The sequence below is a fragment of the Massilia violaceinigra genome (assembly GCF_002752675.1).
GTDB lineage: Bacteria > Pseudomonadota > Gammaproteobacteria > Burkholderiales > Burkholderiaceae_D > Telluria_A > Telluria_A violaceinigra.
Window position 1 is genome coordinate 6,385,220 of the sequence record NZ_CP024608.1, and the last position, 13,305, is coordinate 6,398,524.

11 protein-coding genes are annotated in these 13,305 nt (G+C 65.2%); 9 read left to right on the forward strand and 2 right to left on the reverse strand.

The features are described from left to right. Positions 1-59: 59 nt before the first annotated feature. Positions 60-2,108 carry a hybrid sensor histidine kinase/response regulator gene (locus CR152_RS27400; protein ID WP_167399958.1) on the forward strand — a complete coding sequence of 683 codons (2,049 nt, stop codon included), beginning with the start codon at positions 60-62 and terminating at the stop codon, positions 2,106-2,108. Here the strand turns inward: CR152_RS27400 and tolA are convergent. Together tolA and CR152_RS27410 are read right to left on the reverse strand one after the other, a co-directional pair. Next, positions 2,105-3,868, reverse strand: coding sequence for a cell envelope integrity protein TolA (tolA, locus tag CR152_RS34735; RefSeq protein WP_099880277.1), 1,764 nt, complete (start codon positions 3,866-3,868; stop codon positions 2,105-2,107). The genes CR152_RS27400 and tolA overlap by 4 nt on opposite strands. A gap of 135 nt (positions 3,869-4,003) precedes the next feature. Next, on the reverse strand, positions 4,004-4,813 hold the full coding sequence (locus CR152_RS27410; protein ID WP_099880278.1) for an EAL domain-containing protein: 810 nt from the start codon (positions 4,811-4,813) through the stop codon (positions 4,004-4,006). Between the two features lie 212 nt (positions 4,814-5,025). Here CR152_RS27410 and CR152_RS27415 point away from each other — a divergent pair, with 212 nt between their 5' ends. The 8 genes from CR152_RS27415 (at position 5,026) to CR152_RS27450 (ending at position 13,275) form a co-directional block, all read left to right on the forward strand. After that, entirely contained in the window at positions 5,026-5,853 is an 828-nt protein-coding gene (locus CR152_RS27415; RefSeq protein WP_099880280.1) for a class II glutamine amidotransferase, read from the forward strand. A 47-nt stretch (positions 5,854-5,900) separates the two neighbouring features. Further along, positions 5,901-6,119: a TOBE domain-containing protein gene (locus tag CR152_RS27420; protein WP_099880282.1), complete on the forward strand. Its 219-nt coding sequence runs from the start codon at positions 5,901-5,903 to the stop codon at positions 6,117-6,119. A 37-nt stretch (positions 6,120-6,156) separates the two neighbouring features. Next, positions 6,157-6,897, forward strand: coding sequence for a substrate-binding periplasmic protein (locus CR152_RS27425; protein ID WP_099880283.1), 741 nt, complete (start codon positions 6,157-6,159; stop codon positions 6,895-6,897). 85 nt (positions 6,898-6,982) lie between these two features. Then, a complete protein-coding gene (locus tag CR152_RS27430; protein ID WP_099880285.1) occupies positions 6,983-7,486 on the forward strand; it encodes a flavin reductase family protein in 504 nt (167 codons plus the stop codon). Between the two features lie 12 nt (positions 7,487-7,498). Further along, positions 7,499-8,881, forward strand: coding sequence for an MBL fold metallo-hydrolase (locus tag CR152_RS27435; RefSeq protein WP_099880287.1), 1,383 nt, complete (start codon positions 7,499-7,501; stop codon positions 8,879-8,881). A 99-nt stretch (positions 8,882-8,980) separates the two neighbouring features. Next, on the forward strand, positions 8,981-9,442 hold the full coding sequence (locus tag CR152_RS27440; protein WP_099882843.1) for a cache domain-containing protein: 462 nt from the start codon (positions 8,981-8,983) through the stop codon (positions 9,440-9,442). A 227-nt stretch (positions 9,443-9,669) separates the two neighbouring features. Next, on the forward strand, positions 9,670-10,374 hold the full coding sequence (locus CR152_RS27445) for a FadR/GntR family transcriptional regulator (protein ID WP_099880290.1): 705 nt from the start codon (positions 9,670-9,672) through the stop codon (positions 10,372-10,374). 195 nt (positions 10,375-10,569) lie between these two features. After that, positions 10,570-13,275, forward strand: a complete 2,706-nt coding sequence (locus tag CR152_RS27450; RefSeq protein WP_099880292.1) for a TonB-dependent receptor — start codon at positions 10,570-10,572, stop codon at positions 13,273-13,275. Positions 13,276-13,305 lie beyond the last annotated feature (30 nt).

Sequence of the window (13,305 nt, forward strand, 5' to 3'; positions counted from 1 at the left end):
CTTTTTCTGGCAAGCTCATGGTTAAATGCGACCGATGTCATCTCCGTACAAAACGAACCATGTCCCAAGCCTTGCCCCCGCCTGACCCGAGCACGTCCAGCGCCGCCGATGAACTGCGCTCCAGCGAGGCGCGCTACCGCTCGCTGGTGCAGGCCAGCAGCACCATCATGTGGCTGGCCTCGGCGGCCGGCCGTCTTGAGGGAGCCCAACCGAGTTGGACTGTATATACCGGGCAGTCCAGCGATCAGCTCGGCGGCTGGGGGTGGCTCGACGCCATCCATCCCGACGACCGCGCCCGCACGGCGGCCGCCTGGCGCGCCGCGCTCGACGCCAGCAGCATGTACCAGATCGAACACCGCCTGCGCCGCGCCGACGGCCAGTACCGCTACATGAATGCGCGCGCGGTGCCGATTTTCGACGCCGCCGGCGCCATCACCGAGTGGGTCGGCATCCATATCGACATCGACGAGCGCAAACGGGTCGAAGAACGCCTGCGCCTGCTCGACGCCATGAGCCAGGCCACCCGCAACGCGGACGACCCCAAGACCATCATGGAGGTCACCACGCGCCTGCTCGGCCAGCACCTGAGCGTCACGCGCTGTCCTTACGCCGACGTGGAAGGCGACAACGACCGCTTCACCATCCGCCACGACTGGACCGCACCGGGCGCCATGAGCACCGTCGGGGTCTACTCGCTCGACCTGTTCGGTGCGCGCGCCGCCAGCGACATGCGCGAGGGCCGCACCCTGCGCATCTGCGACGTCGACCGCGAACTGGACGAAGCCGGCGGCGGCGCCATGTTCAACGCCATCGCTTGCCGCGCCATCATCTGCTGCCCGCTGGTCAAGGAAGGCAAATTGGTAGCGATGATGGCGGTGCACCAGGACCGTCCGCGCCAATGGACCGATGCCGAAGTGGCGCTGGTCGAACAGACCGTCGAACGCTCGTGGGCTCACATCGAACGGGTACGCGCCACCGAGGCGCTGCGCGAGGCCGACCGCCGCAAGACCGAATTTCTGGCCATCCTCGCGCACGAACTGCGCAATCCGCTCGCCCCCATCCGCAACGGCCTGCAGGTCATGCGCATGGCCGAACATGACCAGGCCACTGTGGCGCGCGTGCGCGACATGATGGAACGCCAGGTCACGCAGATGGTCACCCTGGTCAACGACCTGCTCGACATCGCCCGCATCACGCGCGGCAACCTGGAACTGAAGCCGGTGCGCGTCGAGCTGCGCGAATTGATCGCCAGCGCCGTCGAAACGTCCATGCCGCTGATCGACGCCAACCGCCACACGCTGACGGTCGATGTCGCGCCAGAGTCGCTCATGCTCGACGCCGACCCGACCCGCATCGCCCAGGTGATCGGCAACGTGCTCAATAACGCCGCCAAGTACACGCCGGCCGGCGGGCGCATCACGCTGGCGGCGTGGCGCGATGGCGCACAGGCGGTGCTGTCGGTGCGCGATACCGGCATCGGCATCCCGCCCGAAGCGGCGCTGACGGTGTTCGAAATGTTTTCGCAGGTGGGTGCCTCGCTCGACCGCGCCCAGGGCGGACTCGGAATCGGCTTGTCGCTGGCGCGGCGGCTGGTGGAACTCCATGGCGGCACGATCGACCTGGTACGCGACGAGACGGTCAGCGGCAGCCGCTTCGACATCCGCCTGCCGCTCGCGCCCGAAGTGGCGGCGCAGGCGCCCGGCGACGGCTTGATCGCCGATACGCGCTCAAGCGGCCTGCGCGTGCTGGTGGTCGACGACAATCTCGACGCCGCCGACATGCTCTCGGAGCTGATGGACATCATCGGCCACACCAGCCGCGTCGCCAACGACGGCCCGCGCGCATTGGCGCTGGCCGAACAGTTCCGGCCCGAGGTGATTTTTCTCGATATCGGCATGCCCGGCATGAATGGCTATGAAGTCGCGCGAGCGCTGCGCACCATGGCGCACCTGGAACCGCTGGTGCTGGTGGCGCTGACCGGCTGGGGCGACGATAACGACCGCGCGCGCAGCAAGGAAGCAGGCTTCGACCATCACCTCATCAAACCGGCCAACCTGGAAGCGGTCGAACGCCTGCTGGCCGACCTGGTGGCCAGCCGCAAAGGCTAGCGCAGTTCTTCCATCAGCTTGAGGTTCTCGCCGAACTGCCATACGCGGCGGATGTCGATCACGTCGTAGCGCGAGGCGATATTCGGCGGGAACGGCGAGTAGCGCGCGTTGACGCGCACGATGCGCAGCACCGCTTCATCCATATCGGCGCGCCCGCTCGAACGCAGGATCGTCACATCCTGCACGGTGCCGTCGCTGCGCACCGCCACGTTGACCAGTGCGTGGGTATGCTCGACGTCGGCCCAATCGCGTGGATAATTCGCACTGCCATTGCGTTGGATTTTCTGGCGCCAGCTTTCCACGTACATGCGCAGCGGTACATCGCGCTCGGCCGCGCCGACTGCGACACGGCGCTCGTCGCGCATTGGCGGTGGCGGCGTGCCGGAGAGGATATCGAGACCCTTGACCATCTCTCGCGCGCGGTTCGACAGGTCGCTGCCCAGCAGGTTCTTGGGGACGATGATTTTGCCGCCCGCGCCGCTGCCGGCGCCCGCCGCGGTGCCGCCAGGCGGCGTGTTGGCGGCCTGACTGCCGCCGCCTTCGCGTCCGCGTTGCAACGCGGCTTGCTGGGCGGCTTGCGCGGCCTGGGCTGCTTGCGCGGCTTGTTTCTGAGCGGCTTGCTCGGCCAGTTTCTGTGCGGCCTGCTGTTCCGCCAGCTTCTGCGCAGCTTGTTGCTGCGCCAGTTTTTGCGCTGCCTGCTGTTCCGCCAGTTTTTGCGCAGCCTGTTGCTCTGCCAGTTTCTGTGCAGCCTGTTGCTCCGCCAGTTTCTGCGCCGCCTGCTGCTCCGCCAGTTTCTGTGCAGCCTGTTGCTCCGCCAGTTTCTGGGCAGCCAGTTGCTGGGCGGCCAGCTGATCGGCTTTCTGACGGTCCGCCTTGACCTGTTCCGCGCGCAACTGATCGGCTTTCTGGAGCTCCAGCTTCTGCTGGGTTGCCAACTGTTCCGCCTTCTGCTGTTCGACCTTGAGCGCCGCGTCCGCCTCCACCTGCTGCGCCAGCCGCACCTGCTTCTCCTGCTCCTCAGAAGCCTCGGCCGCCGCTTTTTCCTGCTGCTGGCGTACCTGCAGCTCGGCCAGCTTGCGCTCCTTCTCGTCCTCTTCCAGCTTGCGCTGCGCCGCCAGCCGCGCGGCTTCCTCCTCCTGGCGCCGGGTTTCGGCCAGCTGGGCCGCACGCGCCGCCTCCGCAACCTCGGCGGCACTGGTCGCTTCGGTGCCATCGTCGGTGCCGTGCTGGGCTTCCTTGAGATCGATGGTTTTCTGCTCAGCCTCTTCCGGGCGCGGCATCGGCACCGAAAATTCGTTCACGATCACATCCTGGGCGATGACGCGGGTATCCATCGCCAGCGCGTCGCTGGCCGGCAAAGGCGGGCTGATGCGTTTGGCCTTGCGCGGCTTGTCCTTCTTCACAGCCAGGCGCGGCGTGACGGGAGCGGGAACGGGGGCCGGGGCCGGTGCCGGGACCGGATCGACCAGGCGCATGCCGGTCGCCGGCGCGGGTGGCGTCACGGCGTCGGGAAGCGGCAATGGCGGAACCGGGACCGCTGGCGCGACCGGTGCCGGCGGCGTCGGCGCGGGCGGTGTGGCCACATCGGCCAGACGCACCTCGATCGGCGTCGCCGAACCGGGCAAGCCGAGCGCCGGAATGCCGAACTGAAGCGACAGGATCAGTCCGTGCACCAGCAGCGAAACGAGCACGGCGCCAGCCAGGCGGCGCTTGCCCTGGTCGCGCGGCGCACGGCGCTGCCCTACCGCGCCAGGACGCATGCGACCATATCGTTACGCCAAATCGCCGCTGATGCCATACCTGCCCCTGCCTAAAATTCGTTAATAGCCCCCGAATTCTAAGCGAAAAGCCCCTTTTGCTGAGGAATAACCTTGCGTCCCGTGCACACCCCCGGGTTAGGCGGCGAGCGCCGCTTCGGTCACCAGGGCCGCTTGCGGCTGGTCGAGGTAGTAGCCTTGTGCGTACAGCGGCAAACCGGCGATGTCCTCGGCGGAATCAATCGCCGGTGCCGTTTCGACCCGCTTGAAAATCAGTTTCACGCCGGCCGCCCGGGCCGCGTCCAGCAGCGGCGCGAGCGAGACGCCGCCCGACAGATAGCGCGCGTCGAGCTTGATCGCGTGCGGCCTTTGCTCGGCCACCATCGCCTGCGCCTGCGCCACCGAAGCCGCGTTAAGGGCCAGCCGGAAGCCGTTGCGCCGGTAATTGTCGGCCACGTAGTTCAGCAGCCATCCCTGCTGCGGCGTGGTCGTGGGCAGTTGCAGCACGATGCGGCCGAGCGGCAGATCGAGCGCGTCGAGAATGCGCTTGAAGGCATGCCCATGGTTGCTGCTGACCGCGCTGAGCAGCCGGTCGTGCACGTTCAGGTACAGGTCGCTCTGCCCCGCCTCGTCCTGGCGGAAGAAATTGATCGCGTGCAGCATGCGGCACAGCCGGTCGAGCTCGATCGACTCATCGTCGCTGGCCGCATGGTCGAGCAGTTTCCACAGCGACAGGCCGGCATCCCCCGCCGAGGCACTGCGCGCCAGCCCTTCGTAGGCCACGATGCGGCTGCTGCCCAGCGCGCGGATGGGCTGGAAAGCGCTGGTGATGGTGCAGTTGAAATACTTGCCCTGGGCGCGGCCCGCCGAGTCCAGCCACACGCTGCTGGCCGGACGGTTGGGGTCGGACAAATGGGCCAGGTACGTGTTCAAGGTAGGGAAAGGCATTGCATGTCTCGCTATCGGTATAAAGCGGAAAGTCTAGCCTTGCGCGTTTCGCGGGCGAAGGAATCGTTTCGCCAATCGATATGCGGGCGGCGCATATCGCTCCCGGGTTCTTATGCGCAAAATGCATATATCGAAACGCGAAATCATTCGTTTGCAGATGCGCCCGGCCGGACTACGCTGGGGGCGACAGATGCAGAAAGGAATCGACGCCCATGTGTGAATTACTCGGAATGAACAGCAGCAAGCCAGCGGCGCTGAACTTCAGCTTCGCCGGTTTCAGCGAGCGCGGCGGGCGAACCGGCGAGCATCGCGACGGCTGGGGCATCGCCTTCCACGAGCCGGCCGGCTGCCGCCTGATCATCGACGACCGCCCGTCCATCGATTCGCCGCTGGCGCACGCTCTCAAGCACAATCCGGTCAAGGCCAAAAACGTGGTGGCGCATATCCGCAAGGCGACCGAGGGCGAGGTGGCGCCGCAAAACAGCCATCCCTTCACCCGCGTGCTGTGGGGCACGACCTGGTCGTTTGCCCACAACGGCAACCTGAGCACCTTCCGCCCGGCGCCCGATCCGCATTTTGTGCCGGCCGGCGAAACCGACAGCGAGCGCGCCTTTTGCTACCTGCTGGCCGGCCTGCGGCGCCGTTTTCCGGTGCAGCCGCCCTCGCGCGCGGCCCTGTTCATAGCGGTGCAAACCATGGCGGCGGTGATTGCGCGCCACGGCACCTTCAATTTCATCCTCTCGAACGGCGACTTTTTGCTGGCCCACTGCTCGACCCAGCTGCATTACGTGGTGCGGGCTTACCCGTTTGCCAGCGCCAGCCTGGTCGATTGCGACCTGCAGATCGATTTTCGCCAGCATAACCATCTGGACGACCAGATCGTCGTGATCGCCACCCTGCCCCTGACCACGGGCGAGCAATGGCACCGTTTCGAGCCGGGCGAGCTGAAACTGTTTTCCGGCGGCGCGCCGCTGGCGGTCCACCCCGGCCCCGGCAGCGACAGCGGCAGCAAACCGCTGCGCCTGCTCATGAGTTATTAACCATCAGTTACTGAATCACCCTCCCCCCACCAACGTAAAGGAACAGCATGGCTATCTCGGAAATCAATGTACGCAATCAGTTCAGGGGCAAGATCAAGGAAATCATCGCCGGGCCGGTGGTATCGGAAGTCGATGTCGAGACGGCGCACGGCATCGTCACCTCGGTCATCACCAGCCGTTCGATCCATGATCTGGACCTGAAGGTCGGCAGCGAAGTCATCGCCCTGGTCAAATCGACGGAGGTCTCGATCGCCAAGATTCAGTAGGCCGCCCCCGCCCGCCACGGCAAGGTATGATGGCGGCATGAAGATTGGCTTCCTGCTGCTGTCATCCCTGTTTTCCTGTGCCCTGGCGCTGCCCGCGCGTGGCGCCGACCTCGTGTTCGGCGTCTCGACCGGCAGCGCCATGCCCATGACCCGCTTCCACCGCGACGAACTGACCGGCGGCCTGCTCAAGGATGTCGGCGATGCGCTGGCGCATGAACTGAACGTGCGGCCGCGCTACCTGACCTTGCCGCGCAAGCGCGTCGAATCTGCGCTGGAAAACGGCACGGTGGACCTGCTGTGCGACCTGCGTCCCGAATGGCTCGACGGCAAGCGCTGGCAGTGGTCGGACACCGTCTTTTCCAACAAGCAGATCATCGTCGGCCGCGTTGACACCGCGCCCCTGTCCACCCTGCGCGCACTGGCCGGCGCGCGCACCGGCACCATCACCGGCTACCGCTATCCCGCGCTGGAACGCGAACTGGGCCGGCAATTCGTGCGCGACGATACCGCCAGCGACGATCTGAACCTGCGCAAGCTGCTGCGCCGCCGCTTCGATTACATGCTCACCAATTCCCTGTACTACGATTACCAGCGGCGCGCCCATGCCGAGCGCGTGCGCCTGAGCCGCACGGCCCTCACTGTCGAACATTTTGACACGTACTGCGCGCTGCCGCCCAACGGCAAGCTGACCCTGGCGCAAGTAAACCGCGCCCTGCTGGCGCTGCGCAAGAATGGCAAAATGCAAGCCATTCTCGAGAGCTACCAGCCCGCCAACTGAACCGTTCAGGCCGCTTGTGCGGGATCAAGGCCGCGCACCCGACCGCATTTAGTATGACCTGACGTCCATCACGCGCAGGCCAGCCATGCCTTCCCTTTCTCCAAGTGTTCCGTCAACCGCTGTCGACAGCCAGCATTTCCGCCAGGCGCTGTCGCAGTTCGCCACCGGCGTGACCATCGTGACCGCCGCCCTGCCCGGCGGCCGTCTGGTCGGCGTGACCATCAATTCCTTCAATTCGGTATCGCTCGATCCGCCGCTGGTGTTGTGGAGCCTGGCGCACACGGCCAGCAGCATGGCCGCGTTCGAGGCCGCCGCCGGCTACGTCATCAACGTGCTGGCAGACAACCAGGCCGATCTGGCGCAACGCTTCGCCCGATCCGGCGACGACCGCTTCGACGCGGTCGATTTCACGCTCTCGCCGCAAGGCATGCCTGTGCTGGCCGGTACCGTTGCCTCTTTCGAGTGCCGCCCGCGCAGCCGCTATGTCGAGGGCGACCATGTCATTTTCGTCGGCGCGGTCGAGCGCTGCCAGTTTCATCCGCACCGGTCGCTCGGGTTTCACCGCGGCCGGTTTATCGCCATCAGCTGACCGGGTGCCGCCATGAGCCATAACCTGCTAACCTTTGTCAACCACGCCTGCTTCCACCTCGCCAACGACAACACCGTGCTGCTGGCCGATCCCTGGGTCGAGGGCCCGGTCTTCAACAACGGCTGGAGCCTGCTCGACACCAGCACCTCGAACGCGGCGCTGATCAGGGACATCGCCGCGCTCAAGCGCAACACCTTCATCTGGTTTTCGCACGAGCATCCCGACCATTTTTCGGTGCCCTTCGTCAAGCGACTGCGGCGCGACTTTGCCGGCAAGGTGACCATGCTGTTCCAGCACACCAAGGACAAGCGCGTGGTCAACTTCTTGCGCAGCAACGGCTTCGATGTCATCGAATGCCTGCCCGGCGTGCCGGTCGCGCTCGATGCCGACATGCGCATCACCGTGTTTCCCCACGCCGACGGCGATTCGTACTGCCTGGTCAGTTCGGGCGGGCGCCACCTGCTCAACCTGAACGACTGCATCCTGACCAGCGCCGCCCAGTGCGCGCTGGTGAAGTCCAGCATCGCGCTGCTGTGCGACCGGGTCGATGTCTTGACCACCCAGTTCGGCTACGCCAACTGGGTCGGCAACCCCTTCCAGGCCGAACAGCGCTGCGCCGCCGCAGCCGAAAAGCTGCACCGCATCAAGCTGCAGATCGACGCCTTCACGCCCAAAATCACGGTGCCCTTCGCTTCCTTCGTCGCCTTTGCCCACATCGACAATTGCTACATGAACGACCACCAGAACACGCCGCGCCGCGTGGCGCAGTGGGCGCGGCTCGCGCGCACCACCGATTCGGTGCGCTTCCTGCAGCCGGGCGATACCATTGCGCTGGGGGTGGACACGGCCGAAAGCCTGGCCTGGGCCAGCGACGCCGCCGTCGAGCACTGGGAGCGGCTGCTGGCCGTGCCGTGCGACCTGCTGCCGTCCGAGCCGCCCGCCACGCCAGCCCAGGTGCGCGCCGCCGTCGAGAAGTACCGCAAGGGCGCCAACGCCAACCTGCTGGGGCTGCCCTGCCTGCTCGAACTGGTGGGACTGATCAAACCGCTGGTCATCCGCATTCCGGACATCGCCATGACCATCCGCGTATCGTACCTGCGCGGCTGCACCGACCTGCACGACGACGAGTTCGCGGACATTTCAATGACCTCGCCCAGCGCGGTGTTCCTGTTTGCCAATGAATACGGCTTCAACACGACGCACGTCAACGGCCGTTTCCGGGCCAGCGACAGCGGGTCCGTGCAGCGTTTCAGCCGCTTTTTCATGCCGCAGAACCTGGGCCGCCAGGGCTATGGCGTGCAGCATCCGCTGGCCACGCTGCGCTACCTGGCCGCCAGCCTGATAAGCCGGCTGCTGAGGCGCCTGGCCGCCATGCAGCGGCGCGTGGCGAAGTAAGCCACAGCGCTGTAAATACTTCTTCGCAGCAAGTTCGGCCCATGGTACATTTTCTCCAGCGGCTACCCATTTCGGGTGACGATCCACAGGGAGATGACCATGAAAGCCATGATGAGGGCCGTACTTGCCGGCGCCGCGTTCACGCTCACGACGTCCATTGCCGCGCAGGCAGCCGACTCTACCGCCGCGGCGGTCGCCATGGTGGACAAGGGCGTGGTCTTCCTGCAAAAGAACGGCAAGGACGCGCTGATCGCCGCCATCAACAGCAAAAATCCCGAATTCGTCAACGAGACAACCTACCTGACCATGCGTGCCCTCGACGGCACCCAGCTGGCGCACCCGACCAATCCCAAGCTGATCGGCAAGAACATGGTGGTGCTGCCCGATGCGGATGGCAAGCTGTTCCGCAAGGACATCATCGACCAGGCCAAAAAAGTCGGCAAGGGCTGGGTCGATTACCGTTATAACAACCCGACCAACGGCCAGATCGAGAAGAAATCGACGTATTTCCTTAAAAGCGGCGATGTGATTCTTGAGGCGGGGATTTATAAGGGCAAGTGAGGCAAAGTTCACCGCCGTCGTTCCCGCGCAGGCGGGAACCCAAGTTCATAGATCCGCTGCTGGCTTCTGCACAAACTTGGGTTCCCGCCTGCGCGGGAACGACGGATCATATGTTAATGGGATCGCCGCGTAATCCTGGCCCCCATCTCGACTATTTTGGCATGAGCACCTTGCGCGATTGGTCAGACCACTTTAGAATGGCCTGACCAAAAGATGTGCAGGCCTCCATGCTCAAGAACGTCACACTTGCTCCCGACAGCTCCCTCGCGCACGAACCGCGGCTGTACCGCATTGTCGCCGGTCGCATCGAGGAACTGATCCGCGACCAGGCAATCGGCGCCGGCGAACGCCTGCCGCCCGAACGCAAGATGGCAACCCGCCTGGCCGTCAGCCGCGCCTCCCTGCGCGAAGCCCTCATCGCCCTCGAACTGCGCGGCGTCGTCGACGTGCGCGGCGGCTCCGGGGTCTACGTCAGCCGCATCCAGCCACCCCGCGCCGAACTCGACGAAGCCGGTCCCGGCCCGTTCGAGGTGCTGGCCGCGCGCCGCCTGGTCGAAGCCGAGGTGTGCGCCAGCGCCGCCCGCATGGCCAGCGACAGCGCCATCGATGCCATCCGCGCCGCCGTCGTCGACATGGAACGCCAGCACGACAATTACAGCAGCAACGAGCAGCTCGATCGCAACTTCCACCTCGCGATCGCCCGCGCCACCGGCAACAGCGCCATGGTCGGCGCGGTCGACCATCTGTGGAAGCAGCGCGGCCGCCTGTGGCACAAGCTCAAGGAACATTTCCAGACCGAAGAACTGCGCCAGGCGACGCTGCTGGACCACCGCCGCATCCTCGATGCCATCGTGGCGCGCGACCCGGCCGGCGCGCACGCCGCCATGCGTGCCCACCTGGAACGGGTGACGCGCACGTTTTCGCGAGGATAAACACAGAACCAACCATATCAGCAGGCAGCAGGCGCAAAGAACGCCGCGCCACCAGGGAAACCATTATTGACCACGTCGACCCCGGCTCACGCCTTCGTCGCCGTGGCACAGGATACGCGAGGTGTCCTGACCAGCTTCCGCGCCGCGGCCGGGAGCTTCTAATGTCAAACAATAATTCGCCGGAGACCGTCTCACATGAACAAGCAAACCAGCTCGACCCACTCGAAACTCGTATTGTCGTCCATCACCCTTGCGGTGCTGACGATGATGAACCAGGCCGCGGCCCAACAGCTTGACGCCGGCATGCAGCGCGTCGAAGTGACCGGGTCGAGCATCAAGCGCCTGGCGACCGAGATGGCCCTGCCGGTATCGACCATCAAGGCCGAGGAATTCGCCAAGCGCGGCATGACCAGCCTGGCCGACGTGATGATGGCGCTGCCGCAATCGAACTCGCTGGCCCCGTCCAACGCCGGTTCCGGCACCAACATCAACCTGCGCGGCCTGGGCGTGAATCGAACCCTGGTGCTGCTCAACGGCCGCCGCCTGGCCAATGAAGCGATCGCCGACGGCTACGCCAACCTCGACGTCATCCCGATGAGTTCGCTCCTGCGCGTGGAAATCCTGCGCGACGGCGCCTCCTCGATCTACGGCTCGGACGCCATCGGCGGCGTGGTCAACTTCATCACCAAGAGCAGCGTCGAAGGCGGCAGCATCACCGCCCAGTACGTGCAGCCTGAAAAATCGGGCGGCGGCGACGAACAGCGCCTGTCGGCCACCTTCGGCAAGGGCAACCTGGCCACCGACGGCTGGAATCTGTACGCCACCATCGATGGCCGCCAGCGCAGCCGCCTGGCCGCGCGCGACCGCGCCGAGCTGAGCTCGAACGAACTGCTGGCCAGCATCGGACGCGCCCCGACCCTGGGCAGCGGCGGCTACGCTTCCCCGGCCAATTTCACCACCGCCACCAACAAGACCGCCGCCAACCCGTACTACAAGTCCGGCTGCCAGGCGCCCTTCTCGATCCAGGGCGCCAAGAACACCTGCATCATCGACAGCAACGAATACGGCACCGCGCTGCACGAAACCAAGCAGCTGACCTTCTACGCGCGCGGCACCAAACAGATCTCGGACGACCACACGCTGAGCCTGGACTACATGCGCGGCGAGTCGACCATCATCTCGGCCCGCAATCCGACCAACAGCGTGACCGCCAAGGGCGTCACCGCGCGCGTGCCGGCCACCAGCAAATGGTATCCGGGCGGCGCCGGCGGCGTGCCCGCCGTGGCCGGCCTGAAAGGCGAACCGCTGATCGTGACCTGGAGCGTGGCCGACCTGGGCCTGGCCAGCAACAAGGATGTGCAGCTGAACCAGCGCCTGGCACTGGTCGATGAAGGCAAGATCGGCGAGTGGGATTACAAAGCCGGCCTGGTCTACGGCCACAGCGGACGCAAGAACTACTACAACACCGGCTATGTGAGCGGTCCCGGCCTCAACAGCGGCCTGGCCAGCGGCGTGCTCAACCCCTTCGGCGTGCAGGACGAAGCCGGCAAGGGCTACCTGCGCGACATTTCGGTCGACGGCAAGCTGAACCGCGATTCGACCAGCACTTTCGCCGGTGTCGATGCCACCGCCAGCCGCTCGCTGATGCAACTGCCGGGCGGCGCGCTGGCGATGGCGGTCGGCGTCGACATCCACCGCGACACCACCGAAGATACGCGCCTGGGCATCACCAACGAGGTCAGCTACGCGAATGCCTCGTCCTCGCACGGCAGCGGCGCGCGCAACGTCTCGGCCCTGTATGCCGAACTCGATATCCCGATCAGCAAGCAACTGACCGTCAACCTGGCCGCGCGCGACGATTATTTCAGCGACTTCGGCAACACCTTCAACCCGAAAGCGAGCTTCCGCTACGAGCCGTCGAAAACGTTGATGTTCCGCGGTTCGGCCAACACCGGTTTCCGTGCGCCGACCCTGTTCGACCGCTACGGCTACCGCCTGCCCGGCGCCAACGGCAACACCTCCGGCAAATGGGACGATCCGGCCCTCTGCCCCGGCGGCAAACCGGGCGTGGCCGGCAGCGGCACCGCCGTGGCGGGCGCGGTGGCCTCGGAAGTGTGCAACGTGGCCCTGCCCAAGCAGACCGGCAGCAACGACCAGCTGACCCCGGAAACCTCGCGCGGCTGGACCCTGGGCGTGGTGGTGGAACCGGTCAAGAACCTGACCTTGTCCTTCGACTACTGGAACATCCGCATGAAGGACATGCTGGCCAACCTGCCGGAGCAAGTCTACTTCCAGGACCCGGCCAAGTACAAAGAGCTGTTCGTGCGTAATCCCGACGGCACCCTGGCCTACATCAAGAACGTGACGATGAACCTGGGCGGCCAGAAAACCTCCGGTATCGACCTCACCGCCAACTACGCCCTGCCGCGCATGGATATCGGCGAGTTCAAGTTCCAGCTCGACGGCACTTACCTGACCCAGTTCGACAACCAGCTGGAAAAAGACAGCGCATTCGTGTCCAACGTCGGCCGCTTCGGCCTGGCCAGCAACGGCACCACCAGCAGCTTCCCGATCATCACCTACCGCTGGAAGCACACGCTGACAACGAGCTGGAAGCGCGGCGACTGGAGCTCGCAGCTGACCCAGAACTACAACTCGCACTACGACGACCAGAACCTGGTGGCGCCCGAATATCACCGCGAGATCAAGCCGTACTCGGTCTGGAACCTGACCGGTACCTACAGCGGCTTCAAGAATATCAGCATCGTGGCCGGCGTCACCAATATGTTCGATGAAAATCCGCCGGTCACCAACCACAGCGGCTACACCTTCGGCTACCTGAGCAGCGCCGCCAATCCGATCGGCCGCTCGTACAATCTGCGCATGACGTACAGCTTTTAATCGACAACTTCTGATCAGGCAGGAACCTTC